Annotated in this window: 25 protein-coding genes; 5 read left to right on the top strand and 20 right to left on the bottom strand. The window is 59.1% G+C overall.

Translation table 11 applies throughout. The annotated features are described in order from the left end of the window. Positions 1 to 56 precede the first annotated feature (56 nt). The 10 genes from FJY67_01880 to FJY67_01835 form a co-directional block, all read right to left on the bottom strand. A complete protein-coding gene (locus FJY67_01880; GenBank protein MBM3328207.1) occupies positions 57 to 749 on the bottom strand; it encodes an FKBP-type peptidyl-prolyl cis-trans isomerase in 693 nt (230 codons plus the stop codon). A gap of 103 nt (positions 750 to 852) precedes the next feature. Then, positions 853 to 1,296, bottom strand: coding sequence for a DUF2335 domain-containing protein (locus FJY67_01875; protein MBM3328206.1), 444 nt, complete (start codon positions 1,294 to 1,296; stop codon positions 853 to 855). A 325-nt stretch (positions 1,297 to 1,621) separates the two neighbouring features. Next, complete coding sequence (locus FJY67_01870) at positions 1,622 to 1,987, bottom strand: hypothetical protein (protein ID MBM3328205.1); 366 nt, start codon at positions 1,985 to 1,987, stop codon at positions 1,622 to 1,624. Then, a complete protein-coding gene (locus FJY67_01865; protein ID MBM3328204.1) occupies positions 1,974 to 2,210 on the bottom strand; it encodes a hypothetical protein in 237 nt (78 codons plus the stop codon). The genes FJY67_01870 and FJY67_01865 overlap by 14 nt, the downstream gene beginning before the upstream one ends. 164 nt (positions 2,211 to 2,374) lie before the next feature. After that, positions 2,375 to 2,629 carry a hypothetical protein gene (locus FJY67_01860; GenBank protein ID MBM3328203.1) on the bottom strand — a complete coding sequence of 85 codons (255 nt, stop codon included), beginning with the start codon at positions 2,627 to 2,629 and terminating at the stop codon, positions 2,375 to 2,377. A 2-nt stretch (positions 2,630 to 2,631) separates the two neighbouring features. After that, a complete protein-coding gene (locus FJY67_01855; protein MBM3328202.1) occupies positions 2,632 to 2,820 on the bottom strand; it encodes a hypothetical protein in 189 nt (62 codons plus the stop codon). A gap of 44 nt (positions 2,821 to 2,864) precedes the next feature. After that, positions 2,865 to 4,091, bottom strand: coding sequence for a hypothetical protein (locus FJY67_01850; protein ID MBM3328201.1), 1,227 nt, complete (start codon positions 4,089 to 4,091; stop codon positions 2,865 to 2,867). After that, positions 4,091 to 4,654: a hypothetical protein gene (locus FJY67_01845; protein ID MBM3328200.1), complete on the bottom strand. Its 564-nt coding sequence runs from the start codon at positions 4,652 to 4,654 to the stop codon at positions 4,091 to 4,093. Before FJY67_01845 ends, FJY67_01850 begins: the two co-directional genes overlap by 1 nt. A 101-nt stretch (positions 4,655 to 4,755) precedes the next feature. Further along, the gene (locus tag FJY67_01840; GenBank protein MBM3328199.1) at positions 4,756 to 5,430 is read right to left on the bottom strand and encodes a hypothetical protein; all 675 of its coding nucleotides are present in this window, start codon (positions 5,428 to 5,430) and stop codon (positions 4,756 to 4,758) included. 112 nt (positions 5,431 to 5,542) lie between these two features. Next, positions 5,543 to 6,922, bottom strand: a complete 1,380-nt coding sequence (locus FJY67_01835) for a hypothetical protein (protein ID MBM3328198.1) — start codon at positions 6,920 to 6,922, stop codon at positions 5,543 to 5,545. Positions 6,923 to 7,011: 89 nt separating this feature from the next. On the opposite strand from FJY67_01835, the gene FJY67_01830 reads away from it, so the two are divergent. Continuing rightward, on the top strand, positions 7,012 to 7,680 hold the full coding sequence (locus tag FJY67_01830; protein MBM3328197.1) for a hypothetical protein: 669 nt from the start codon (positions 7,012 to 7,014) through the stop codon (positions 7,678 to 7,680). 151 nt (positions 7,681 to 7,831) lie between these two features. Here the strand turns inward: FJY67_01830 and FJY67_01825 are convergent, their stop codons facing one another. From FJY67_01825 to FJY67_01800, 6 genes are all read right to left on the bottom strand, one after another. Then, positions 7,832 to 9,139: a hypothetical protein gene (locus tag FJY67_01825; protein ID MBM3328196.1), complete on the bottom strand. Its 1,308-nt coding sequence runs from the start codon at positions 9,137 to 9,139 to the stop codon at positions 7,832 to 7,834. A gap of 198 nt (positions 9,140 to 9,337) precedes the next feature. Then, the gene (locus FJY67_01820; GenBank protein ID MBM3328195.1) at positions 9,338 to 10,189 is read right to left on the bottom strand and encodes a hypothetical protein; all 852 of its coding nucleotides are present in this window, start codon (positions 10,187 to 10,189) and stop codon (positions 9,338 to 9,340) included. Between the two features lie 33 nt (positions 10,190 to 10,222). Then, positions 10,223 to 10,591, bottom strand: a complete 369-nt coding sequence (locus tag FJY67_01815) for a hypothetical protein (GenBank protein MBM3328194.1) — start codon at positions 10,589 to 10,591, stop codon at positions 10,223 to 10,225. A gap of 441 nt (positions 10,592 to 11,032) precedes the next feature. After that, positions 11,033 to 12,094 carry a hypothetical protein gene (locus tag FJY67_01810; protein ID MBM3328193.1) on the bottom strand — a complete coding sequence of 354 codons (1,062 nt, stop codon included), beginning with the start codon at positions 12,092 to 12,094 and terminating at the stop codon, positions 11,033 to 11,035. Between the two features lie 126 nt (positions 12,095 to 12,220). Continuing rightward, positions 12,221 to 12,661, bottom strand: coding sequence for a hypothetical protein (locus FJY67_01805; GenBank protein ID MBM3328192.1), 441 nt, complete (start codon positions 12,659 to 12,661; stop codon positions 12,221 to 12,223). A 67-nt stretch (positions 12,662 to 12,728) separates the two neighbouring features. Next, positions 12,729 to 12,986: a hypothetical protein gene (locus tag FJY67_01800; protein ID MBM3328191.1), complete on the bottom strand. Its 258-nt coding sequence runs from the start codon at positions 12,984 to 12,986 to the stop codon at positions 12,729 to 12,731. A 229-nt stretch (positions 12,987 to 13,215) separates the two neighbouring features. On the opposite strand from FJY67_01800, the gene FJY67_01795 reads away from it, so the two are divergent. Beyond that, entirely contained in the window at positions 13,216 to 15,450 is a 2,235-nt protein-coding gene (locus tag FJY67_01795) for a M1 family metallopeptidase (GenBank protein MBM3328190.1), read from the top strand. Between the two features lie 107 nt (positions 15,451 to 15,557). Here the strand turns inward: FJY67_01795 and FJY67_01790 are convergent, their stop codons facing one another. Next, the gene (locus FJY67_01790; GenBank protein MBM3328189.1) at positions 15,558 to 17,180 is read right to left on the bottom strand and encodes a hypothetical protein; all 1,623 of its coding nucleotides are present in this window, start codon (positions 17,178 to 17,180) and stop codon (positions 15,558 to 15,560) included. 20 nt (positions 17,181 to 17,200) lie between these two features. Between FJY67_01790 and FJY67_01785 the strand changes: the two genes are divergently transcribed. Next, a complete protein-coding gene (locus tag FJY67_01785) occupies positions 17,201 to 17,257 on the top strand; it encodes a hypothetical protein (GenBank protein MBM3328188.1) in 57 nt (18 codons plus the stop codon). Between the two features lie 3 nt (positions 17,258 to 17,260). On the opposite strand, the gene trxA is transcribed toward FJY67_01785, so the two are convergent. Next, positions 17,261 to 17,584, bottom strand: coding sequence for a thioredoxin (gene trxA, locus FJY67_01780; protein MBM3328187.1), 324 nt, complete (start codon positions 17,582 to 17,584; stop codon positions 17,261 to 17,263). Positions 17,585 to 18,064: 480 nt separating this feature from the next. Continuing rightward, entirely contained in the window at positions 18,065 to 18,538 is a 474-nt protein-coding gene (rnhA, locus tag FJY67_01775; GenBank protein ID MBM3328186.1) for a ribonuclease HI, read from the bottom strand. Between the two features lie 195 nt (positions 18,539 to 18,733). Here rnhA and FJY67_01770 point away from each other — a divergent pair, with 195 nt between their 5' ends. Both FJY67_01770 and FJY67_01765 read left to right on the top strand, forming a co-directional pair. Then, on the top strand, positions 18,734 to 20,083 hold the full coding sequence (locus FJY67_01770) for a hypothetical protein (protein ID MBM3328185.1): 1,350 nt from the start codon (positions 18,734 to 18,736) through the stop codon (positions 20,081 to 20,083). A 191-nt stretch (positions 20,084 to 20,274) separates the two neighbouring features. Further along, positions 20,275 to 21,168, top strand: coding sequence for a lysophospholipid acyltransferase family protein (locus FJY67_01765; protein ID MBM3328184.1), 894 nt, complete (start codon positions 20,275 to 20,277; stop codon positions 21,166 to 21,168). Between the two features lie 178 nt (positions 21,169 to 21,346). Here FJY67_01765 and FJY67_01760 read toward each other — a convergent pair whose 3' ends face one another. After that, a complete protein-coding gene (locus FJY67_01760; GenBank protein ID MBM3328183.1) occupies positions 21,347 to 24,298 on the bottom strand; it encodes a hypothetical protein in 2,952 nt (983 codons plus the stop codon). Between the last annotated feature and the right edge of the window lie 232 nt (positions 24,299 to 24,530).

Genomic DNA, 24,530 nt, shown 5'->3' with positions numbered 1-24,530 from the left:
ACGTTCAAATATCACCTCTCGTTGTAAGCGAGCACCTGGAAGTACCCCACGCTCCCTTACTTCTGCAACCCGATCAACTCGACTTCGAAGATCAGCGTCGCATTCGGGCCGATGTCCGATCCGGCTCCACGCGGTCCGTAGGCGAGGTTGGGCGGAATGAAGAATTTATACTTTGACCCCACCTTCATCAACTGGAGGCCTTCCGTCCAGCCGGCAATGACGCCGCTGAGGGGGAACGAGGTTGGCTCGCCGCGCTTGTAGGAAGAGTCGAACTCCTTGCCGTCGATCAGCGTCCCGCGGTAGTGGACGGTGACGTAGGATTCCGCGGTCGGGCGATCGCCGGTGCCTTCGGTGATCACTTCGTATTGCAGACCGCTGGCGGTCGTAACGACGCCGGGCCGTTTGCCGTTTTCGGCAAGGAACATTTCGCCTTCCTTTTGATTCTGGTCGGCGGCCGGCTTGTCGGCATCGGCGACCTTGTTCATCATATCGGACTGGAACTGCTGCATCGTCTGCGACATCTGCTCGTCGCTGAGCATCTGCCCAGAGCCTTCGATGCCGTCCTTAAGGCCTTGCAGGAAGGCGGCGGTGTTGATCTCGATACCTTGCATCTTAAAGGACCGGCCAATGTCGATGCCGATCGAGTAACTGACCTTGTCGGCCTGGGTGTCGAGTTTGACCTTCTCCTGGGCGTTGCCCTGGCAGCCGGCAAAGACGAGTCCGCAGGCGATGATGATGGTGCGGCGCATGGGGAACCTTTGATTAGAAAGCCTCAAGATAAGGCACTGCCCAACCGATTGCAACCGGTCGGGCAGGTGAGAGTGAGCTATTCGAGTTGTTGCTGGCACCCTTCTAAGAGCCTTTTCCTTTGCGTACACTGGTGAGCAAAGCTGTGGCAACGGCCACGAGTGAAGGCAACCCGAAGCCGCTAGCCCAACCATACGCACCCTTATAGGCCAAAATACCGGCAATGGTTAAAGTAAGAACGCCAAGAGTCAGCACAAACCACTGCGCTCGGGTGAATGCCGATCTCGCAGCCTTAAGTTCCAATCGCATGGCTTCGCTGTCCAACTTCTCTTCGCTTCTGCGGTGTTCACTTTCACGTATGAACTGAGTCGTTATGGTCTCGGCAAGACCTGGCAATACATCATCATAGCCCTTCAATATATCTGGTGGGGGTAGTGGGCCGTAATGAAGATTGACCTTAGTCTCACTACCTTTGACAATCGACAACGGATCGGGCCGCCGTCTTGCATCTATCTCGCTTCTTCGTCGCTCAGCGCGATTTGGATTCAAAGCTCAGTTCCGGATGTTGATCTCGGACTTTGTTCATTGCAGACCACAGCGCTTCGCCTACACGCTGCCAGTCACTGGCAAGAGCCTCTTCAACGCTTTTGGGCCGGAGACTTCCCAGTGCCTCAACAAGAGTTTCTCCTGTTGGCAAACGAGGCGGTTCGTCGGGAAAGAGCCTGAATGTCGAAGTTGCTTCCAACAATAGCCTGATAGCTCTTGGCATTGTGCTCATCTCACGTGTAATAGGATTAAAGTAAATCAATATACGATCGGCGGCGATACTTGTCAATCCGAGGTGGTCAACAAGGATGGGTGATTCAACTTCCCCTCACCCCCACGCCCCCTCCCCCGCCTTCACCTGCAAGTGCAGATGAGTCCCCTGCCCGACGTCGTGAACGAGCGCCGTCTTCATCTGCGGACGAGAGACGTCATATCTGAAGATCTGGTTCACCTCTCGGGCGAGCGTTTCGGCAACACCCTCCGGCCAGTCGCGGGTTCGGATATCGACGCCCCGCCAGGTTGCGTGAACGCCGGAATCGGTCGTTTGCGGCCGAAAGATCGACGTCAGGACGATGTCGAAGCCGCATTGCTCCTTCACCCACGAATCGACGAACCGCACCACCGCCCGGAGCCGCAAACTTAGGCGTCCGTCACGCCACTCACCGGCTACCTCGTCGGTTTTAAAACGGAGCATCGTCGGACGTCCTCCCGCTCCGCTCCCGCTCCACGATCTTCTGACCGACCTTGCCGCCGGTTAGGATGCCGAGCAGCCAGATGAGCGACTCCGGAAGTTCGGGTATCCCGGCTCCGGTGATAGATTCAAACAGCCATACCCCGAGCGCCAGGATCCAGCCGAGCACGAAGATAAGCCGGTTTGACGACAAATTGCCGTCCGAGTCAGAGAGAATCGATTTCATATGCTTTCTTCTTAAGTGAGTTTGCTGAATAACTACCTCCCCTTTGCCCCCCCTACTAAGTAGGTGGGGGAATGAAGGGGGGGTGCTGACGAATTACACCTAAGAGCCGTTTTTCAACAGACTCATATATTCCCCCTTGACCACTTGCTCACTTGATCACTTGTTCACTTGATCAACTGAAATAGGAACGCGAGCGTGTTCCCGATGCCGGCGACGACGGCTCCGACCCACAGCGCAGCCCGGCGATTGCGGGAGAGCGTTGCGGCTTCGGAACGTTGCTTGAGCCGGTCCACTTCGACGACCAGGCCTTCCCGGCCATTGCCGTAGAGCGACTCGTCATGCCGGTGAAGTTGCTCTTTCAGCGGGTCGAGGTGCAAGCCCAGAAGTTGATCCATCGCCTCGCGGTCGGATTTGGTCATATTTACTCCGCAAGATTGTCATAGACTTCGATGAGTCCCGCCCAGCGTTGCGCCGACTCTAACGCCTGCTGCCAGGATTCTGCTATCTGCTCGCGGGTTCCGATGGCTTTCACTTTGGCGCCCAGTTCGAGCGCTTCTTCGGGCGTCTCGGCTTCGGCAATCAAGACGCTGTCTTCAATCCGATAGGTCATTGCTCCTCCGGTTGTTCTTGATACTTGAAACTTGAAACTTATCGTCATCCGTTCACGCTCCTTGAGACCTCCCGCCAACTCGTGCCGTCGAAGACCAGTTGCAAGACCGTCCCGTCCACGCTCGTGAACGCCGCCGAGAGATTCACCGAGTTCGCCGCTTCCGTCGCGTCGTCGGTGATGGTAATCTTGTCGTTGAGGAAGATGAGGGTTAGGGTCTGTCCGTTCTCCCCGCCGGTGATAGTGCCGATGGTATTGCCGCCCCCGTCGCCGGTGAGGCGCATAGTGTTGGAGATGACGGCAAAGGTTATAACTCCCGGACCGAAGGTCTGACTTTCGCAGGTAGAAGCATACACTCCGTGCCGGTTGACGACAAATTGTGCCGCTCCATTGACAAGGCAGCGAATGAGGCGCTGAATGTCGCTGCCAAAGCCAAGCCCCGCTCCGCTGTCCGAGCGGTTGATTTGAAAGTCAACGCCGGTCTGCGCACCGCCCTGATTGTAGTAGGTCGTTACCTCAAGGAGACCGGACGACCGGTTGCCTGTCCAACCCGCCGCTGCCAGTGCCGCAACCCGAATCCGACCAGACCCTGCCCCACCAGAGGAGGCAAAGAGATAAAGGTCGTTATTGGTTGCTCCGCCCGCGCGGACACGAGTGTCGCTCGTGCCGGCACTTCTGAATGTCCCCGATGAGCCTTCCGCGTTCACATCCCCGCCGGAGGTGATAGCTCCGGTGGTCGTGAGTGCGCCGTCGCTCGTAAGCGTCATCGGCGTCGTATAAGCCGCGCCGTTGTTCGAGCCTTGAAAGAGCAGGTTCGAGGTGATGGCACTCGATCCCGCAACCGGCTGATTCCAAATCTGCCAGTCGAAAGTGCGGGACTGGGCAGTTGCCGCGCTCTTCCACGCCGTTCCCCGAAAGCGAAGCGAGGGCGATACCTGCGCCGTTACGCCGGAGGTCGATGCCGCCCGATTGTCAAGGAACAGACCCATCGCCGTCGAAGCGCCGAGCGCCGTCGGTGTCCGCGCCAGAACCCGCCCCGCCTTCGTCGCACTGAAGACCAGCGAATCGCCGTTCCAAAGCGAGAGGCTGTCCTTCAGCGTCGTCCGACCAAGCACGTCGAGCGTATCGTTGAAGACCGTCGGGAGAACGACTGCACCGCCCTTGAACTTGGGCGAACCGCCCCGACCCCACGAGCCAATGTCGCTCGCCGTCAAGAGCCCGATGGCGAGGAACGCCAGCAGCATCCTTTGAGCCTTAAGCCTTGAGCCTTTCATCAATTCTCCCCCCAAAGCGTCCAAGCGATGTTGACGCTATCCGCCGTCGTAGTCCCGAAGACAAAGCGAATGAATCCGCCGCGCGGGATGCGCAACGGATAGTCCCACCGCCGCGCCGTATCCAACAACGCCTCATAGACTCCCTGCCCGTAGAGCGGATGGTTGAACCCGCCCGACTGGATGAACCGGTTCGTCGAATCGGCGCTCCACGCAGCCGCCGCGGTAGTGTCGTAAGCCAGTTCAAACCGCGCTGAACCCACCACCGCCGAATCCCCGACATTGTAATTCGACACCTTCAGAGTCAGCGTGAATCGCTCCGGGTTGAACCGGGCGATGTTGCTGTTATCGACCGCCGCAACTGATGGGCTGTAACCGATTTGCAGCCAGGATGTCGTATAGGTATTCCCCGCTCCGTTGATCCGGCCCGAGCCGCTCCAGATGACGGGAGTGTGTTCGCTCGACAGGAAGTCGGAGGCTGTACCGACCGGCGACACGCCCGGCTGAGCGAACGACAAATCGAAGAGAACAGCACCGAGCGCGCAAATGATCTTGCAGAATCTCATCGATAGACCTTTGTTAGTTGTGAATTGGACATTAAGCCATAAGCCTTTAGCCTTAAGCCTTGAGCCTTTACGATTTTCCGCCCGCTTTCTCAATCACCCGCTTACTCGCTCACTTCATACCACTCACCCCGATATCTGAAGCGATGGACCTTGACCGGCATTTGGCCATTCGGTGCCGCGAGCGCGAAGCCGGTTCCCGGCTGAGCGCCGCGAAAGACGAAGGAACCTTCATAGACCTTCAGGATGTCGTCATAGTAGAAATAGGCCGCGCTGCCGTCATAGTCGCGCCCCGGCGTATGATCGCACCGGCGGACATCTTCGCCGCAGACCGAGCAGGTCGGACGGCGAAACGAGAAGCCGAGCGAGGCCTCGCACCAGATGCCGCCGTCGATGTTGACGCGAAGGTCTTCGGCGGCGGAATGAGCCCGCATCCAATAGAACTTCGGCACGACATAGGTTATGCCGGTCCGGTCGTCCTTTTCCAGGCTGCCGCCGAAAAACCGGGCTACACCGAGGCCTTCCTTGCGATGCCCGACCAGCGCCGGAGCGCCTTGTACCAGTTGTAGAAGTCTCGGCAGGTCGGCCGTCCGGAAGCGGCCAAATCCGGCATCGACGGCATCTCCCGCCAGACGGCAGCGACGGATCTGAACGTCGCGCGCCGTTACCGGCACCGGCGGTGGATTAGGTAGATTGTTGATTGCAATGATGTCGTCGTCGCCGCCTTTCGACGGATCGGGCAGCAATAGCCCCGATAATTCCCGATATAGCCAGTCCATAGATTTGGAATTTGGGTTTTGGATTTGGGATTTGGCACTCACGCCAAACACTTCTTGCTTCAACTTCAGATTTCCGCCCTGCGATGCCCTCTGCAAACGAGGGGAACGGAAATCAAAGCCCTAACTTCCGCTTGCCTTCCTCCTGCGAGATGTAGCCCCGCTCGACCATTCGGTCGATGCAGTCGAATTCGGCGCGTTCGGCTTGGGCACGTTCCAACCGGAACGGATCGGGATGGCGGTCGAACTCATTCCGCGCGACGCAGCCCGTGCCGTTCAGTTGCAGTTCGAGATTGGCGACCCAGTCGGCAACTCCCGCGCCGGTCAGTTGATGCGACTGCACCACCTGCATCAGCAGATCGTATTGCGACTGGACCCAGTTCTGCGTCGAACGGTGCGTCCGGCCCAACACCCAGGGAAAGAGTTTCAGCCCGGTGATGACATCTTCGATCACCTGCTCGCGGTTGAGCCGCCATTCCCACGACTTGCCCGATCCGCCGACCAGTGTAACTTCGACATCGCTCCAGGTGAAGAGGTTGTCGTCTGGCTCGAGGTTGCCGAACTGCGCCACCACTTCGTTGAAGAACCGGTTGGCACGTTCGGTGTATTCGTAGTCGCCCTCCCAACTGAACCGCTCGGGCCGGCCGATCTTGATTTGCAGCCGCGGGGTCCCGGCATTATGCGATGACCGCGCCATATCCTCGAGCATCAGTTGCTCGATCTCGCTGACAAACGGGATGCAAGCCAGCGGTTCCGAGCCGAGAGGGTTGGCAAAGTCGATCCCCAGCGTTCCGTAGAAGAAGTAGCACGGATCGAAATAGACCTTTTCGGTATTCTCATCGATGCCCGATGGCACTTTGCGGCGACGCTGCGCCGCCGTCACGCCGTCGCCTGCCGGGCGCAAGACAAAGGCGCGCCAGCCGTCCGGAGTCGCTTCCCAGCCTATCGACTCGGGATCGACGAAGCGGACGTGGTCGATGCCCTTTCCATCATCCTTGAGGACGGCCTCGAGGGCGCACCGGCCGGTAGTGAACAGTTCGAGAAAGTAGCCTTCGGCCAGTTTGACGAATCCCGATCCACGGCCATAGGGGGCTTCGAGAAGGCGGTCGTCGAGGGCTTCAAGCAATTTCTCCGCCGCACGGCGCTGATCGGCCGGGCCTTCCAGAGTCCGGTTCAGCCGTGTGGCGGTGAGCCGCGTCCAAGCCCAGACGCCCGCCGAAATGATCGGAATCGAATCGCGCAGGTAGCGGTGCAAAGCCACCCGGCTGCCGCCGTATGAAAGTCCACCCCCGGCGGTCTCTAAGCGGCCCGATCCCCGCATCACCCGCTCGAGACCGCGCGGCTCCCAAACCCGTCTCAGATGCCGTTCCGGGGAGGGGCGCGGGGTTGGAGTGATGACAGCCATGGCATCGAGCAACCGTTTCCTGCCGCGCACCTGCACCAGGCCGTCGAGCGTCCGCGCGTCAAGATTCCTGCGTCGTTTGAATAGGTTCATTGCAGATGTCCCTTATTTGCGTTGTGCAAACTGGTCGATTATCTTTGTAATAGTAACTGGTTCACGTTGTTACTAACCCGTGAATAAACTTGAACATCGACGAACTGACCCTTCGGCTGCTGGTGATTGTGACGCCGGGGTTGGTCTGCTATTTCATCAGCCGGCAGTTGATCGCATCGGCAGGACAGTCTGGCTTGGAAGTCGTCCTGCGAATATTCCTCTATGCATTTCTCTCGTATCTTCTTGTAGGCATTGCCAGTTTGTTGATTCCCGGCATGAAGTCCCTGGATCCCATCGCCCTCTTCTTGGATCGCCAGGCAAGGGTTGACACCAAACTGCTCGGCTATGGGACGCTTGCCGGGGTGGCACTGACATACATCCTCTCCTATGCCTGGAAGTTCGCTTGGGCAAACCGCCTAGGGATACTCATCGGTGCAACCCGCCGATATGGCGAAGAGGATGTTTGGGAGCAATTCCTAAGCTCCCCGGATTCCAAAGTCAACAGCGGTTGGTTATTTGTCCGGGATCACACTGCCGATCTGCTATACTATGGCTATGTCGCCAAGTATTCTGAATCACGTCAGACGCGGGAACTTCTTTTGCAAGACGTCGCAGTATATACAGCGCAGGAGGGAATGCATCTTTACGACACCTCCTTCGTTTATCTTCAACGCGAGTTGGGTCAAATCACCTTGGAAATCCCGCTCAAGGGCGGTGTCTCATCATCCGAAAGTCAGGAGAATCAACTAAATGTCTGAAAGCAAGGCATCATCCGATTCAACACCCGCGCGAACCCCTTTAAGGGGCATGGAAAAGACAGGGGGGGTGAATCCACCTCCATCCAAGCCTCGCCCGCAGGTTACTCCTCCTTCATTGAAGCCGAAAAAATAGGGGTTTTGGCGTTGCGCATCACCTTCCCACCCCGGCTACCCGCGCCCCGGACCAGGCCGGCCTGCTGCCGTCCAGCAAACTGACGACGAGGTAGCGCAGCGCGTCCATGGCGTGGTCGTGGACATCGTCCTTGTAGGGTTTGCGGCCACCCGCCGGGTCCCACCGGTAATGCCGGATATGCTCAATCGTCCGGACGCATTGCGGCGCAAAGCGGAACCGCACCGCGCCGTTTGCATCCCTTAGCAGCGATTTTACGAGATCGACGCCGGTCAGGATTTCCGACGGCCGGTGGACGATATGAAAGCCTTCCCGCCTCAGCCGTTCAACCGACGAAAGGCCCTTGTCGGTGCGCTGCTCGCCGGCTGGATCGCAAGCCGTCCAGATGACATCGCTCTCGGCCAGTCCGTTGCGGGAATCGACCGCCCGTATCGCCAGCCCCATAGAATCGACCGTCGCGTCGCTCCCCTCCCATTCGTCGAAAACCACCAGACTGCCGTCGGGCAGTGCTTCCGCCCAGATCACATAGGGATTGCGGTAGCCGAAGTCGATGCTGCGAAAGGTCCGCCCGCGCCCCCTCCGCCAGAAGTAAGTCTCCTGCAGAATGTGCAGTTCCGGATCGAACTCGCCATAGACCCGGTCCGCCAGGATACTGAAGTCGATCTCCTGTTCCTGCCGCCAGCGTTCTTCGGAAAGACCGCGCCGGGCACTGCGCTCCCATTCTTCGTCGCGAAGCGGATGCTCCATCCAGTGCAGCCGGAACTTCGCGCAGGCGTCGTGAGCATCGCTCCAGAGGCGGTAGAAGACGTTGTCGGTGCCGTTGGGGGTTGAGACGCCGATGAACGTCCCCCCGGAGTCAACCGCCGGCTTGACCGCCGTCCAGATGCCTTCCGACCGCGGTGTGAAAGCCATCTCATCCCAGAAGACGCCGGCGGGGCTGTGCATCCGGACGGCCGATTCGGTCGCCGGCAGGGCAATGATACGGCTCCCATTGGGAAAGGTCGTCTCACCCTCCTTCACCTTGATACCTTCTCCCAGACCTTCCGGCAGTTCGCGGATCATCACCTTGAGCCGTTTGACCAACTCCCGGGAGTCGCGCTCACCCTTCGAGAGGAAGAGGTAAAGCCCCGAAGGTTCGTAGAGTGCCCGATAGAGATGCACCGCTGCAATAGACCAGGTGGCCAGCATTTGGCGCGATTTGGCGATCAGGAGAAGCCGGTTCGCTGATGCGCATTCGACCATCCGGCGCGCAAATTCGTAGTCCGGAAAGGGCTTTATTCCACCTCTGGCATCGAGCGTTCGGATGTTCGTATGTATCCAGTCCCACAATTTCGGATTTTGGATATTGGATTTTGGATTTTGTTAGGCAGAACGACCAGTTCATCGCTTGGTGCAGTTCACCCAGTATTCTCCCCCCTGCTTTGCGGGGGGGCAATTTTGTTTTGCTTTTTGCCCCCCTGTAGTCCCCCCGCCAAGCGGTGGGACACGGGAGCGATTAGACTGCACACTTCATTACCCGTTCCTCGTCTAACGTTCGCTCCATTCCCAACTGCTGTTGCCGGATTTGCCGGCCGGCGTCTGGACGGGATGCGTCAGGAACGGGCGAAGCGTTTGCCAGGCGGTTGTTTCGTAGGAGTTGGCAAGTTGCATCCAACTGCGCGCCCGTCCTTCGGGCGAGGTTGCGCCGTCGAGCAAGGCTCGCGCTGCTAGTCCCCTACATACCGCCGAGAGGGTCATTTCGGTCGCCGAGGTGATCAGTCCCTGGTCGGTCGATGCCGCCCCATAAGGCGGCTTCAGTCGGGGCAGTATCTTCGCTTCAACCTCGGTGATGGCTTGCGGAATAAGGGCTTGAACGCCGGCTGCCGCCGGTAGTTGATAGTCCACAAAGAGCAACGTATCCGACAGGTCGCGGTTGCCGGTCACGTTGAAGACCTCGCCAGTCGCGTAGTTGATGTCGTAATCGACGTCGCGCTCCAGTTCCTCGTAACTGCGATACCAGATTTCGACGCTCGACGCGTCCGGGATCGCGCTATCCTCGATGCGCCGGATGCGCCCGCCTTCCCAATCGACGGCAAAGTCGTTCTCCGCCGAATAGATCTGCTGCAGGACCGCATCCGCCGCGACGACGATTTCGCCCGGGAGGATCTGCAAATGCGCCAGCGACGCCCAGTTCTCGCCGTTCAGGATGACCTGCTGATGGACTATCTCGGACGGCGGAAGGGGCCGCTTGACGACCTCGCTCTGCGGCACCAGGCCGCGATGCGGCAGGATGCCAATGCCGTTCGATCCGATTAAGATCGGCACGTCGTGATGCTGCGCAGGCGGCTGGTCAAGGTTGAGCAGGTGGTTAAGGACCAGGGTTGAATCGGTCCAGGACATAGGGATTCCCTACTGTTCGTGTATGGTTAATGACTACTGGATCAGCATCACCGTTGCCGTCGCGGTGAGCGTCGCATTCTCGGCGACGTTAGCAGCGGCGATCGTCGTATCGACGCCGTTCAACCGGGCTTTGACGGTGTACGTCGTGCCGCCATGCTCGGCGTAGAGTGTCAACCGGTCGCCGGCGGCGAAACCTACGGCGCCGGCATCCGAGCGGTGATTAGCCCCGTCCCAGACGTCAAGCCCGATGATGAACCCGGCTCGCGGCAGCGGCAGGCCGTCGCCGGTCTCACCGCCCGCGCATTTCAAGGTCGTCGAAGCCGTCGTAACGAGGGCCGAGAAGTGGATCAACACCTCGGCTCGCTTCGCCAGCAGATAGTTCAGGGTATGGTTGAGTGACATCGTTGCCCTATCGGTTTCGAGATTCGCTAAATCCTTGAATGGAAGCCACGATCAGCATACATTATGGTCGCGGAGGTTGAAGGCCTGGTGACCTAAGCAGCCTGATACACTGCTGCCCTTAACGGGGCGGGGTTCGATTCCCCCACCCTCCGCTGAATCCTGTAGAACTTGCAAAAGGCTTGACAACGCCTCGAGACATTGTTAACTTGTAAGCGTATCAGGCTGCACTTAGGCACGGCCTAAGGAATCGAGCCTACGTTGACCGCTTTATGCGTGACAACGGCAAGTGAACGGGGCGGCTTAGGTTGCCCCGTTCTCTTTTCTCCCTCCCTTCATCCTTCATCCTTTATCCTTCCAGAGCCGGGGCATCAGGGCCCGGAGGTTGGTTTGACCCGTATAGCCCCGGACTCCGGAGATATTCCATGGCTTTGCGCCGCGACTTTAGTAGTTCGACATCAGCGCAGCGCCATCGACCATGATGGTATAGACCGATTCCTTTGAGACGACCGCCGACTCGAGTTTCTGGTTGATCACCTTCTCGGCTTCGATCATCAGCGGCTGGGCGACCGATTCACGCACCGCAAACCGGGCGTCGAGAGCGATGATCTCGGTCGCCGTCGCGTTCGGCGCAACGACGAGCCGCGCGTTGACCGGGTAGATCGAGCGGAAGTCGCCGGTCTTTTGCAGCAGTTCGCTGCCCTGCCAGACGAGCGGGTCCTGGAACTGGTCGAGGTTGACGATGGTCTCGATGTCCGACTTGGCGGCGAGGATATGGGTCATCCGGGCGGGGACGTCGAAAGCCATCGCAAGGTGGACGAGGTCGGAATAGGCGAAGGTTCCGGCATTGCCGTTGAAGACGTCGCTGGCGCCGGCCGAGACGTTATCGCCTCCGGCGAGCAGGCTGTAGATTTCGTCTATCTCGTCGTAGGCCATTTGCGCGCCGATCCACCAGAGGAAGACCCGGAACTCGGCTAGGTTCTGATTGCGCACAACGCGGTAGGAGAAGTCGAATTGCCGACCGCGATCGACGATATGGGCTTCCTTGTCGCGGTGGAGCAATTGAACCCGGGGATAGGCGGCACCCTCTTCGGCACGATGTGCCAGCGATTCCCGTGCGACTCCGGTCTGGATGTAGATCGGATGCACCTTGGGCCCCTTCTCCGGCACCGACGCCGCAATCAGTTCGACCGGGTTCTGCACCTTGCGGTAGCCCCGCTCGATCTCGCGCAGGATATATTCCGGCAGGAGAACCAGCCCGCCCCCGACGAAGAACTGCTCGAGGACTATGGAGCGCGACCCTTCGGCGCTAATGCCGTGCAGCATCAACTGCCGTTCGAAGGCATCCAGCGGCGATCCCGGTTCGGACGGGTCGATCTGTTCGAGGAGTTCGCTGAAGGAGAGTCCCTGTTCCTGCGCCTCGGCGTAGAGCGCAAGGTTGCCGGCTCGCGAGTGCGCTACCACGACCTCCTTTAGTTTCCGGGCATTCTCGAGATTGATTTGCATAGTGTGAAATTCCTTAGGTGATTGAGGGTTGGAACTTGAGTATCAAGTATCAAGTATCAAGTATCAAGACGGCACTCAGTGCTTCATAACTATGACTTCTTGACACTTGTTACTTGGCACTTGATACTATCCGAGCCAGACGTCGCAAGTGCCGGCGCCGGAATCGACGGCGATCACCTGTCCGCGCATCAAGTGGCCTCCGGCGGCGATGTCGGCGTCGGCGGAGGCTTGCCGCACTTTGCCCGCGCCATCGCACTCGACCATCTGGTTGATCACCGGCGTCGTCGCGGCATACTTGAAGCGCGCCACGCCGCGCGCCTGCACTGCGCAAAGCGCCGGGACCGTGGTGCCGGCCCCGAGTTCCTGCGAGACCCAGACGACCTTGCCGAAGAGTTTGTCGCCGGCAGCGCCCATTCCGACCTCATTCGAGTCCGAAACGACGCATGCCGTCAGGTTGTTGTCGAGGTCCGACTGGGTGAAGTCCTTGTTGGCGGAGGTATCGACCCGAAAGGTCAGAAACGGCGTCCCGCCGATGCCGTTGTTGTCGATCTGAAAGTTCGTTGCCATAGTTTCCTCTGTTGGTTGTCAACGGGTATTAAGCCTTGAGCCTTGAGCCCTAAGCCCTGAGCCTTCGCTATCTCCCGCTGCGGAAGCGCTCGGGGGCGTCAAGGGATGTGCTCCGCTCGTTCCCGGCCGGCAGGATCAGGCCGCTCCATGAGGGTTCACGAACTGGCTGAATGTCGTCTATATGCGACATATAGGCGCCGCTTCCAACCGGTCCTGTCGTGACGCCCGTCTCCTGGCGCAGGCTCTCATTCTCCCTGAGAACCGCATCGACATCGACTTCGATGACGATCGGCGCAGGCAGCGGCTCATCGGTGTGGTGTTGCATACCGGACTCCTCGTTAATTTGATGGTGATAATATACGACATTATACTCGCTCTTGTCAAGTGCAAAGATGGATATAAGCGACAGCGCGTTCACTTTTGTCAACTTCTCGTCGCTAAGTTCGGTTCACCTTCCCAATACTCCCCCGTGCCTGCCGGCGGCTTCTTGCGCCTTCACCGCATAGACCCTATATTGAGGCGTCGCACCCCATCCTTTTCCCGGAGGTCTCGTCGTGTCCGTTTCGTTTCATCGTATTGGCGTTCCCTTTGTGACGGTGCTTGCGCTTATGGCCATCCTGCCCGCAAAGGCTCAGGCGGTCTCGGTTCGGTGGCCGCAGGAGGCTGTTCAAGTCGAGGTCCGCTTCGACACTGCCGCGCACCGGGTCGAAGGCGTCGCCCGTTTGACGCTTCCGCCCAAAGGTCCCAAGTCAGCCGGATTCCTTCTTAACAAGGACTTCACCGTCACCGAAGCGACCTTCGCCGGTGAACCGCTCACCCTCGAGCGACTTGACGACTACGACACAACCGAGGTGACGGAACACTACGGCACCTACGGACGCTGGAATCCCGGCCGGGCCGCGTTCTATTACGGCAAACTCGGGAAGAAGCAGGCCAAGGCGAAGGCTCCGGTGATCCTCGAGGTGAAGTTCCACGGCAGCCTCTACCGCCCGCCCGACAACCGGCAGTTCTCGCGCGAAAAGATTGCCTTCGAAGTCGATGGCACCATCGGCAGCGAGGGCATATATCTCTCGGCTGGCGCCTTGTGGTATCCCCGGCTGCCCGATGCGCCCTGCCCGACGACCATCACCGCGCGTCTCCCCAAAGGCTGGAAATGCGTGACCGACGGATCGGTTACCTCGAACAAGGAGGAAGCCGCCTGGGTTGAAATCACCCACGAGAGCCGGACGCCCTCGGACGGCGTCAACTTTTCGGCGGCGCCCTGGCAACTCTACGGCGACGAAATCGACGGGGTTGCGCTCGAAGCCTACTTCCTGCCGGCTCAGGCCGAACTCGCACGCGGCTACCTCGACGCCTGCAAGCGCTATATGCAGATGTATGTGCGGCTGATCGGACCCTATCCCTTCCCGAAATTCGCCGTCGTTGACAACTTCCTGCCCTCGGGTTATGGCATGCCAGGCTGGACGCTGCTCGGATCGGAGGTGATTCGCCTCCCCTTCATCAAGGATGTCTCGCTCGGCCACGAAGTGCTCCACAACTGGCTCGGCAATTCACTCCTTGTCGATTATCGCGGCGGGAACTGGTGCGAAGGCCTCACCACCTACCTTGCCGACTACCGCTACAAGGCTGACTCCGACAGCCTAGCCGCGGTCGAGTACCGAATGAACATCCTGCGCGATTACGCCGGCTACGTCTCCGCCGGATCGGATTACCCTCTCGTCGAATTCACCGAACGCGAGAACCCGCGCGACCGCGCCATCGGCTATGGCAAGACGGCAATGGTCTTCCACATGCTGAAGGGCACCCTCGACCGTGAAGAGCCGGGTAACTTCGAGGCCATGTTGCGCGATGCCTATAAGAAGAATGTTTGGAAGCCGATTGCCTGGAAGACCTGGCGAGAGCAGTCCGAGCGTCAAAGCGGTCAGCGGCTCGACTGGTTCTTTGAGCAGTGGATCGAATGGCAGGGCGCACCGGAGATTTCGATCGGTGAGGCGCGCCTCGAAGAAGAGGAAGGCTCGTGGCGGCTGGTGATGGAAGTCGTTACCAGGGGCGAAGGAAAGCGCCCTTATATGTATTTCCTGCCGGTGCGGGGGATCTCCGACGAAGGCCGGGTGGACTACACGGTCTTCATTCAGGAGTCACCGCAGAAGATCGTGGTCGGCGGGCCGGGCAGTGCTGAAGCCGTGGTGCTTGATCCCGGCTTCGACCTCTTCCGCAAAGTCTATCCGGGCGAGACGCCGCTCACCTTCGCATCGTTCTTCGGCGACAAGGAGGGCCTCCTCGTCGTTCCCTCGCAAGGTAAAAATGCAGAGAGTTATCGCAAAGCCGCCGAGGGATTGAAAAGCGAAGGCCAGAAGGTGTTGACCGACGCTGAATACCGTGCAATTCAGGAGGCTCGGCAAGCCCCTCAATCACTCTGGATCTTCGGCTCACCGGCCGAGAATTTCCTCTGCCGGGACTACCCCGACGACGACACGAGGCTCGAGTTTCTGCCCGGCCGCGAACCGCGTTGGAAGGAAGATAAACCGGTGCCCGAGGGATTCAATTTCCGCGGCGAGATGTTCCGCGGCGGAGCAATGACCGCAACCCTTATCGGCTGGCATCCCTCCGCGACCGGTAAGAAGTGCATCGTCCGAACGGTAACCCTGCCCTACGGCGATCCGGTAGCCGGAACGCGCAAACTGCCGCATTACGGAAAGTATAGTTACCTGCTCTTCGAGGGCGATACGAACGTGCAGAAGGGCGTCTGGGCGGCGGCGGGCGAGAGTCCGATGGTCTGGAGGAGGTGAGGGGGCAACCTTCCCGCATCAGTTTCAGATAGGCTGATACGTCAAGCGCCCCGGCGGGAGGTTGTTCGCCGGGGCGCTCGTTTATCATGCTTCAGGTATCACAGACGTTACTTCAAGAGTGTAACCCGCAATCCCGGCCCAAAGTTCCCGCCGCCCTTACCAATCGGGCGCAGGTGATAGGTTCCGGAGGGTAGATTGCCGGCTCTCCATACCAGCCGGTGCGACCCCGCTGGCAATGCGCCCGTGGCTATCACCTCCAGTTGCCTTCCTCGACCATCAAAGACGGCAAGCCCCGTTCTGCTTGATACTCGAACTGCGATGCTCAGTTCGCCGTTAAACGGATTAGGCCAGGCCGCCATCGCCATCCCTCCGGGAAGATGCACTTCGGAACCCGGCGGGACCGACTCCTCTTCTTCTTCTACAAATTCATAGCAGCCTATATCGGGGGCCGCGCCGAAGAAGTCTTCGTCGTCGATCCAGACGATCTCCCTTCGCTGCCACGAGTAGGCTTGCGTCCCGGTGTCGATGCAGGGGCTTACCTCGGCCCACAAATGGTAGTCCCCTTCTCCGACGAAGAGCGGGTCCCAGGTGGTGTTCTCCTCCTCCCAATTCAGTTCGCCGCCGTTGTTGAGGGCGACGCCGTCTTCGCCGAATTGGAAGCAGGAAAAGGCAATGGTGAAGGAATTCGACTGGGCGCTGAACGAAACCGACGGGCTGCGACCGTTGTCCCAGATGATGGAGTTGACCGCCACGACGTGGGAATTGTTCAACTGGTAGATCGCGCCGGCTTCGCGTCCGGCATCGTTACCGGTGATGGTGGTGTTGACGATGTCGGCGCGCGAAAGATACATCGTAATCGCTCCGCCCTGGACGGTTGCGGAATTGCCGACGATCAGGCAGCGATTGACACGCGCCACGGTGTTGTTCTGAAAGGAGAGACCGCCACCGGTTCCGACTCCGCCGGATGCAACATTATTAAGGATGTGGCAGGAATCGAGGTTGACAGTCGAATTGGCTGCGTAAAGACCGGCGCCCCCGCCATTGGCAACGTTGCCTTCGATGGTGCAGCCCCGAAACTCGTAACGGCCGGTCATAGCCATGATAGCACCCGCCCGGGCGGGCGACTGGCCTACGCCGGTCGATTCATTGCCGCGAAAACCGCAGCGAATCAGTTCACCGGTGGCGCCGGAGATCTGCAGACCTGCCGCATAAAGCGCCCGGCAGGAATCGACCCGGACGTCGAAGAGATAGGCTTGCCCGCCGTTCCAATAAATGCCGCCGCCAACCCCGCCGCGCAGATCGACCTGCCGGGCTTCGCATCCGGTCACCCGCAGGCTCCTGAGCCGGGGCGAGGCATTCGCTATGTAGATCCCGCCGCCGTAGGGCGCGACGCCGCCCTGTAGAGTCAGACCTTCCAGAACCGCCCCCTCGTTCTCATTATTGTCGAAGACGACAATGCTCCCCTCATCGTCGCCGGGCGTGAGGACGGTCTCTTCGATCAGACTCGTATCCCTATCGACAAGATAGGTGCCCCCAATGACGATGTTGCGGCCCTCAAAGTCGATCCGCTCGCGGTAAACACCTGGCGCGAGCATCACCGTGTCGCCCTCCTCAGCGTCAACGATGGCAGCCAGAATGAAGTCATAATCCTCGGGGACGCGCAGTATAAGCGCCTGCGACGATTCCATACCCAGACAAGTGAGCAAGGTAATGATCAGTAAAGTGCGCATCGGTTGCCTCCAGTGGTGAGGTGATTACTTACTTCGTTCGGCTGTCGAATCCCTCCCGGACGCCGGCGTTACACTAATCCTTACAGGTGCGGAGCAAGGGCGCGCATCAGATGCTCCTTCGGCAGCGCTCCGACGATCCGCTCGACCGGCTTCCCGCCTTTGAACAGGATCATCGTCGGGATGCCCTGGATGCCGTAGCGCATGGCAACCTGGGGATTGTCATCGACGTTCAGTTTGCCGATCTTCAGTTGGTCGGCTTTCTCATCCGCGATCTGTTCGAGGATCGGCGCAATGAACCGGCAGGGGCCGCACCAAGGGGCCCAGAAATCGACCAGAACGGGCAGTTGAGCAGCATCGATCGTGGTGTCGAAATCGGCGTCGCTCAGGGTAATCTCACGAGACATGGAACTCCGTTGGTGGTTTTACGGGGGGCAGTTCACAGTTGCCCTTTCCGAGAGCGGGTGTTCGCGTAGGGTCGGATTCCAATCCGACATCCGTTGGGAGAATTGGAAATCGCCCCTACGCGAGCAACTGTAAATTACCACCGTTGATAATTGGTCACCATTTAGCCAATAGCATCTGTCATAATGACAGTATGACTGCCCTTATGACGGGAAGCGGATGGTGAATTCGATTTTCTATGTAATACGGCAACAACCGGGCCATAAGTCAACACGGGGTCGGCTGTCACTTATGTAACTGAAGAATTCAGAAGCCGACATGATCGACCCCTTGTATCTGCTTGAGAAAATAGGCGTAATAAACTTAGATCGTCTTGCCCGCGAAGGCGGGCATCCAGGCGAGATTGACTTGACTGGATTCCCGCCTACGCGGGAACGACACCCTTGTTACGCACACTTTCCAACTTGATACTTGCTTGCTTGTTATTTCGGAATCGCCGTTCGCGCCAGGCGGTCAACCTCGCGGTTGAGCGGATCGGCTGCATGCCCACGCACCCAGTGCCACTCGATCCGGTGCTTCGCGGCAAGTGTTTGCAGTCGTTCCCAAAGGTCCCGGTTTTCGACCGCCCCGCCGGTCGATAGCCGCCACTGCTTCCTGATCCATCCCGGCAGCCACTCGGTCATCCCCCGCACCAAATAGGAGGAGTCGGAATAGACCTCAACGACTGAGGAACGCTTCAAGGCTTCGAGCGCCCGGATCGCAGCGGTCAACTCCATCCGGTTGTTGGTCGTCGAGGCTTCGTAACCTGTAATCTCCTTGCGATGGACGCCGGAGAGCAGAATCGCCGCCCATCCGCCCGGTCCCGGATTGCCGCTGCAGGCGCCATCGGTGTAAATCGTTACGACCGTTGGCGGGCGTCCCGATGGGTGGTTTGGACCGTCATTCAACAAAATCATATTACGCGATTCGACGCCGTTCTGCAATCGGGTTCGGGCTTTTGCCGGGGTCTTCACCTGCTCGGGCTGTAGTCGGTTGCGGCAACGCTTGATTTCACGGCCGCCGATCCGCTATATTGAGTGCCCAAGGATCGGATCCGATAGCCGGATCCGCTGTAACCGCGCCTCCTCAGGCTCACCAAGTCCGGTAATCTTATGCCCCGGTCGTCCTCCACATCTGCCCGTCGCAACACCGCATCCCTGCTGGTTACGAAATATATGGGGTCGAAGAAGGCGATTCTCGACTTTGTAACCGGCGAACTGGTGCGCCTTACGTCCCCCGGCGACATCATCATCGACCTGATGGCCGGCACCCACACTATCGGCTATGCGATGAAAGACCGCTGCCTAATAGTCGCCAACGACATCCAGCGCTATTCGATGGTGATCGGCCAGACGCTGCTCAATTACAATCCGGAAATCCGTTTCGACGGCGAGATTCGCAACGCCTTCCGGAGATACTTCGCCGCTAATATGCGGCACCTCGAAGGCCTCTTCGAGACGCCCCTGCGCATGGAACGGCTCTTTCTCACCGAAGACCCAACGCGGCTGCCGCGCTGGGAGCAGTATTGCGACTTTTGCGAATCGTTCCCCTATGTTGGACGTCCGGCGGTGGCCTCGGACTGGCCTGAGGATCTGACCCTGCTCTTCGCCCAGCAGCGCATCAACGCCTACCGAACGCTGCACAAGTTGGAGCCTTACAGCCTCTTCTCGCTCTACTACGCCAATTCCTACGTCGGTCTTAGGCAGGCACTCGAGATCGACTCGCTCCGCTATGCTATCGACAAGGTTTCCGACGAATGGCTCCCCGAACATCCTGAGGCTGGCGGCGAGCCGCTCCTGGAACGCTGCCTCTTGATGTCGGCGCTGATAGCGGTCGTCAACCGGATCAATCCGTCGCCGGGACATTGGGCGGCGATTCCCCGGGTAACCGAGAAGAGCCGGGACTGGCTGGTAACCCAGCGCCGTCTGCCCGCTCTCGACATCTTCTTCAACCGCATTGCCCACTTCGAAGAAACCTTGGCCGCCCGGCAGTCGCCGTTCGGCCCGCACGTGGTGATGACCGAAGACTACGCCGCTTTCATGAGCGAGGTTCACGAGTATATCCGCAAAGCGCGCATCATCTACCTTGACCCGCCCTATTCGCAAGGGCACTACAGCCGGTTCTATCATCTGCTCGAGACCCTCACCCTCTACGACTACCCCGAGACCGAGCACGACGGCCGTTACCGCAAGGACCGGCATCAATCGCCGTTCGCTCGCAAGGCCAAGGTTGCCGCCGCCGTCGGCCAAATCTGCGAAGTTGCCCGCGAAGCCGGAACGCTGCTCGTGATCTCCTATTCCCACAACGGAATTATTCCCCACGCCGACGCCTTCCGGGAAATCCTCCGCAACTACTATCCGGCGAAGAAGATCGCGCTACTGGCTCTCGATTCGGTTCACTCCAAGTTAGGGCAGGCCGAGAGGATGCCAACGCAGGAATACCTCTTTACCTGCACGCCGTAAACTAATGCCAATGCAAATGCTGATGCTGATGCTGATGCTAATATTATTAATCGGGGCATCAAATAGTAGCATCAGTAGGACGGACATTCTTGTCCGTCCATTAGGGCAGGCAGGAATGCCTGCCCTAATGGAGAATACCACAATTATCTGCACCCATTAATAATTGTCATTTTCATTAGTATTAGCATTCGATGACCCCCTTTCGTGAACGGACAGAGGAAGCGCTGCTCCTGGCTTTTGCCTTCGTTCTGCGCTGGCTTCCGCTCGAATGGGCTCGCGGGCTGGCCGGAGCGGTGGCTTTCTTAGGCTCGCAGATACTGAACATTCGCAAAGGTGTGGCGCTCGATAATCTAACTCACGCCTTCCCCGACATGCCGGAGCGTGAGGCGGTGCGCATCTATCGTAAGGTCTGGCGGCATTTCCTCGAGGTGGGAGCAGAGATGGCGCGTCTTCCGCGCTTGAGCCGGGCGAGCCTCGATCGCTACATCGATATGACATCCGCCCAAGTCCTGCAGGATGCTCTGAAACAAGGGAAAGGAGTGATCTTCGCAGCCGGACATCTGGGGAACTGGGAATGGCTCGGCGCCGGCGCGTCGCTGCTGGGTCTGCCGATCACTTATGTCGTTACGACTCAAGCCAACCGGCGGGTTGAGGAATGGATGGACCGGATGCGCAGAACGGCCGGTGTCGAGATCATCCCCCGCCGCGAGGCCGTCCGAGGCGTGCTTTCAGCCTTGAAGCGCAACCGTGTCGTCGCAATGTTATGCGATCAGGACGCCGGCGACGCCGGGGTCTTCGTTCCGTTCTTTGGGCGTCCCGCTTCGACGCCGCGCGGCCCGGCGCTCTTTCACCTCAAGACCGGCGCTCCGGTGGTATTCGGTGCTGCGCTGCGCAAGGGCCGACGCTACCAGGCACACTTTGAGAACCTCTCCCTGCCGCCTTCCACCGGAGACCGTGAGACCGACGAATATGCCCTAATGGCCGCGATCACTGCTCGCCTTGAAGCGGAAGTGCGCCGCCACCCGGATCAGTATCTCTGGCTCCATAGACGGTGGAAGACTAAGGTCGGGAGCAATCGGGAATAAGATCGCTCTTGAGGAGCCGAGTCTATACAGAATGTCATAAGTCCGCGTCATACCCGCCTACGCGGGTATCCAAACATGTAATTGATTATAATGGAATAAACTGGATTCCCGCTGGTGCGGGAATGACGACGACTTGCGTCGTCGTGACTAAGTCATCCTTCAATTTCTTCCCCTGCCTTCATCCCTCTACCTTCTGCCTTCCATAGACCTCCTTATAGTAGTCCGGGTAGAGCGCCTTTGTGCACTCCGGGCAGATGGCATGCGAAAACTGCGCCTCGGAGCGCCGGGCAATGTATTGCTCGACGCCCAGCCAGAAGCCCCGGTCGTCGCGCACCTTTTTGCAATTGGCGCAGATCGGGATCATCCCGCTAAGAACCTCGACTGTCTCCTCAACTTCGTGAAGTTCCCGCTCAGTCTCGGCGACCTGGGCTTCGAGCCGCACCTTGATCCAGCGCAACTGAGCCAGCCGTCGCTGCAAGACCAACGTCCCGGCGGCAAAGCCAGACCCGATCAGGGTAATCCAAAACCACCAGGTCTCATAGAAGTATGCCGGGATGACGATCATCAGCGGGGGATCGTAGGCACTCCAGGGAGTGAGCGCGCCGCGACCGCGTAGGTAGAACTTCAGTTCTCCGGGAGGCAGGTGGTGAAAGACGGCTTCGGTCTCGCCGGTCAACTTGCCATAGCCGGGAGTTGCGCCTTCGAGATGCCACGTAAAGGTGTTCTGCCGTTCGTCGGTGTAGTCGCCGAGCGCCCACCGGATACGGATGTCACGTTGCCCGCGCTTAAGGCTGATACTGCGGGGAGTCCCGGCGCCGGAGTTTGCAGCCGGCCGGTTCCAAACGAGATCAATCCTTGTGCCGGCAGCTTCGACTGCGGTCAACACCAATGGACGCGGATGACCCCGGGCTAGCCGCAAGGCGCGCATGTCGAGCACCGTCACGCCCTCGCGCTGGACAATTAGGAAGCGCTCCCCGCCAAGATCGTGCAGGGCAACGACCTCATCGCCCGGCAGGCCGAAATTGCGGTCAAAGAGGGTCGGGGGTGCTGCGGACGCCCGGCTGCCGACAGGATCGAGGCTTTCAGCCACCAGCAGCCCTCCCGATGTTGCCAGCAGCCACCTTCCGTCCGGAGCAGCGATCAAGTCGTTGAACGAGAGCCGCCGCGACAGGTGTAGTTCAACCGGTCGGACCGTATCCCCGTCCACCACAAACAATCCTTCGCTGGCGAGGAAATAGAGGCGGTCCCGAACGTTCTTTGACTTATTGAAACGGCCTGGCGGCGACGGCGTCGGAAGCGTTTCGGCAGAATCTCCGACGATCTTGACAAGTGTGCCGCTGAAGGTGCCGAGGAAGTAGGTTGAATCGCGCCAGTGCTCGCCGCAGGTAACGACCAGATCGGTCATATAGGGTGGCGACTCGCGATGCCGCAAGCCGACGACCGCGCGGGTCGAATCGGTGAAGTCGATGCGCTCGATCCAGGTTCGGTCATAACGGGTAAGGAGCGGCGGCCGGTAGCGATAGAAGTAGAACCAATTGCCTATAAGGAGACTGCCGTCCGGGCCGCCATAGAGAAAATTGGCGAAATAGGCGCGCGCCGCAACAGCGGTATCGGGCGTAAGTTCAACTCCATCCCACGAGCCGAAAAACCAGCCGGCGTTGATCCAGAGGCGGTCCTCTAAATCGCGGGCAAAGACCGGAATCTGATAAGCTGGATCGAGTTTACCTAATAGTAGATCCCGACGCTCGTTATGCGAACGATAAAGGCCCAGTTTGGTCGCGAATATCAATTCGCCATTTTGATCGAGGGTCATCCCCAGGACACCACCTTCACCGACGGGCGGCTGAACCGGCCAGGGTTGAACCCGATCCCCGTTCAAGACGGCTAATCCACCTTCACCACCGACGAGGGCGCGGCCGCCGTCAAGCGCAAGCACTGCACCGGCTCCGGCAAGGAGGGGGTATCGTTCGGAGGTGAAGATTTGAAACGCACGGGTGACCAATTTCTGCACCACCCCGGTGCGGGTCAACACCCAAAATGTCCCTTGCTGGTCGTGCATCGCCGCGGCTACTTCGCCGCCCGAAAGACCGGACTCTCTATCGAGTGTCAGGGTGTCGTCGTTAGCAATTGCTACCAACCGTCCGGACCCGCCGATGAATTGACAACCTTCGTCGTCGATAAAGAAATAGACGGGATTCCCGGCCAACCGGTTCTGTTCCGGTGCCGCTTCAAAGGTCTTGCCGTTCCAGCGAAAGAGCCCTCCCACCCGCGAAAAAGCCCAGACGACGCCTCCCAGGTCTTGTTCGATGCCGTTCAGGAACCACTCCCCACTGGTTCGACCCGCGACATCGTAGCGATGTTGCTTGATAAACGAAGCGCTCCGCCCGGCCGGATCGACCATAAGCGAACTATCTATCGACTGATAGAGAAAATGCGACGGGCCGAAGCGAACGTCCGGATGGCGAACGCGGAAGGTGTCGTTGGGAAGAGTCTCGTAATCGCGCTGCAATTTCGGATCGCGCAGTTCGAACAGGCGATAGAGGTCGTCGGGGCGAAAGGCGAGGACGCCGTTCAGTTCCGTGGCGGCCCAGATGATGCCGGTCACCGTGTCGCGTTCAAGATCGACGCAGAGGTTGGAAGAGCGGTCGCCGGGAAGCAGCAGCGCCCAAATGAAGGGATATAATCCTTCGCCTTTGCGGATAAAGATGCCGCCTTCGGTAGCCGCGATGATCATATCGCCGGCGAAGACGACGTCGCGGACGCCGGTGCCGGTCCAGTCGGGAAGGGGGGCGACAATTCCGGTGCGCGGATCGTAGCGGCTGATACCGCGCCAGGTGCAGATCCAAAGCGATCCATCGGGGGCTTCGACAAAGCGGTTGACGTAGTTGTCGCAGAGTCCGTCGGCAACCGAATAACACCGGAAGTTTCGCCCGTCATACTGAACGACACCGCGCTCGCCGGCAATCCAAATGAGCCCCTGCCGGTCCTGATGAACGGCATTGATGCCGCCGGGACCAGGCAGACTCCCCGCTGGATATGTGTAGAGCGGATACTGACCGGCCAGCCCCGGAATCGCAAACGATGCCAATAGCATCAGCGTCGCTGCGAAAGTGTTGATGCCAAGTGCCATTTTACCTGACTCATAATACGGAATCGCTGCCCGGTATGCAAATCGGTGAAGGATGACCTATATTGAAGCGCAGAATGCAGAATGCAGAATACAGAATGATGATTAAGTGCTTATCCGTAAATAATTGACTTTTCGTCAATCGTTCCTTATATTGTTTCCCAAGGTGTTCAAACGGGGGTCTTATGCCTCGCATCGAATCTTGGGAAGTGTCAGATGCCTTCTGGCAACGCGT

Source organism: Calditrichota bacterium, assembly GCA_016867835.1.
Lineage (GTDB): Bacteria > Electryoneota > AABM5-125-24 > Hatepunaeales > Hatepunaeaceae > VGIQ01.
Note: the sequence above shows the minus strand (reverse complement) of the source record. Positions and strands in the feature narration are given on the sequence as shown.

What these genes read in the sequence shown, in the direction of transcription:
- FJY67_01800 (MBM3328191.1), bottom strand. Translation starts at nt 12,986, where the DNA reads ATGCAACACCACACCGATGAGCCGCTGCCTGCGCCGATCGTCATCGAA.
- FJY67_01865 (MBM3328204.1), bottom strand. Translation starts at nt 2,210, where the DNA reads ATGAAATCGATTCTCTCTGACTCGGACGGCAATTTGTCGTCAAACCGG.
- FJY67_01815 (MBM3328194.1), bottom strand. Translation starts at nt 10,591, where the DNA reads ATGTCACTCAACCATACCCTGAACTATCTGCTGGCGAAGCGAGCCGAG.
- FJY67_01820 (MBM3328195.1), bottom strand. Translation starts at nt 10,189, where the DNA reads ATGTCCTGGACCGATTCAACCCTGGTCCTTAACCACCTGCTCAACCTT.
- FJY67_01805 (MBM3328192.1), bottom strand. Translation starts at nt 12,661, where the DNA reads ATGGCAACGAACTTTCAGATCGACAACAACGGCATCGGCGGGACGCCG.
- FJY67_01860 (MBM3328203.1), bottom strand. Translation starts at nt 2,629, where the DNA reads ATGACCAAATCCGACCGCGAGGCGATGGATCAACTTCTGGGCTTGCAC.
- rnhA (MBM3328186.1), bottom strand. Translation starts at nt 18,538, where the DNA reads ATGATTTTGTTGAATGACGGTCCAAACCACCCATCGGGACGCCCGCCA.
- FJY67_01840 (MBM3328199.1), bottom strand. Translation starts at nt 5,430, where the DNA reads ATGGACTGGCTATATCGGGAATTATCGGGGCTATTGCTGCCCGATCCG.
- FJY67_01790 (MBM3328189.1), bottom strand. Translation starts at nt 17,180, where the DNA reads ATGCGCACTTTACTGATCATTACCTTGCTCACTTGTCTGGGTATGGAA.
- FJY67_01810 (MBM3328193.1), bottom strand. Translation starts at nt 12,094, where the DNA reads ATGCAAATCAATCTCGAGAATGCCCGGAAACTAAAGGAGGTCGTGGTA.
- FJY67_01845 (MBM3328200.1), bottom strand. Translation starts at nt 4,654, where the DNA reads ATGAGATTCTGCAAGATCATTTGCGCGCTCGGTGCTGTTCTCTTCGAT.
- trxA (MBM3328187.1), bottom strand. Translation starts at nt 17,584, where the DNA reads ATGTCTCGTGAGATTACCCTGAGCGACGCCGATTTCGACACCACGATC.
- FJY67_01880 (MBM3328207.1), bottom strand. Translation starts at nt 749, where the DNA reads ATGCGCCGCACCATCATCATCGCCTGCGGACTCGTCTTTGCCGGCTGC.
- FJY67_01760 (MBM3328183.1), bottom strand. Translation starts at nt 24,298, where the DNA reads ATGGCACTTGGCATCAACACTTTCGCAGCGACGCTGATGCTATTGGCA.
- FJY67_01835 (MBM3328198.1), bottom strand. Translation starts at nt 6,922, where the DNA reads ATGAACCTATTCAAACGACGCAGGAATCTTGACGCGCGGACGCTCGAC.
- FJY67_01765 (MBM3328184.1), top strand. Translation starts at nt 20,275, where the DNA reads ATGACCCCCTTTCGTGAACGGACAGAGGAAGCGCTGCTCCTGGCTTTT.
- FJY67_01870 (MBM3328205.1), bottom strand. Translation starts at nt 1,987, where the DNA reads ATGCTCCGTTTTAAAACCGACGAGGTAGCCGGTGAGTGGCGTGACGGA.
- FJY67_01855 (MBM3328202.1), bottom strand. Translation starts at nt 2,820, where the DNA reads ATGACCTATCGGATTGAAGACAGCGTCTTGATTGCCGAAGCCGAGACG.
- FJY67_01850 (MBM3328201.1), bottom strand. Translation starts at nt 4,091, where the DNA reads ATGAAAGGCTCAAGGCTTAAGGCTCAAAGGATGCTGCTGGCGTTCCTC.
- FJY67_01770 (MBM3328185.1), top strand. Translation starts at nt 18,734, where the DNA reads ATGCCCCGGTCGTCCTCCACATCTGCCCGTCGCAACACCGCATCCCTG.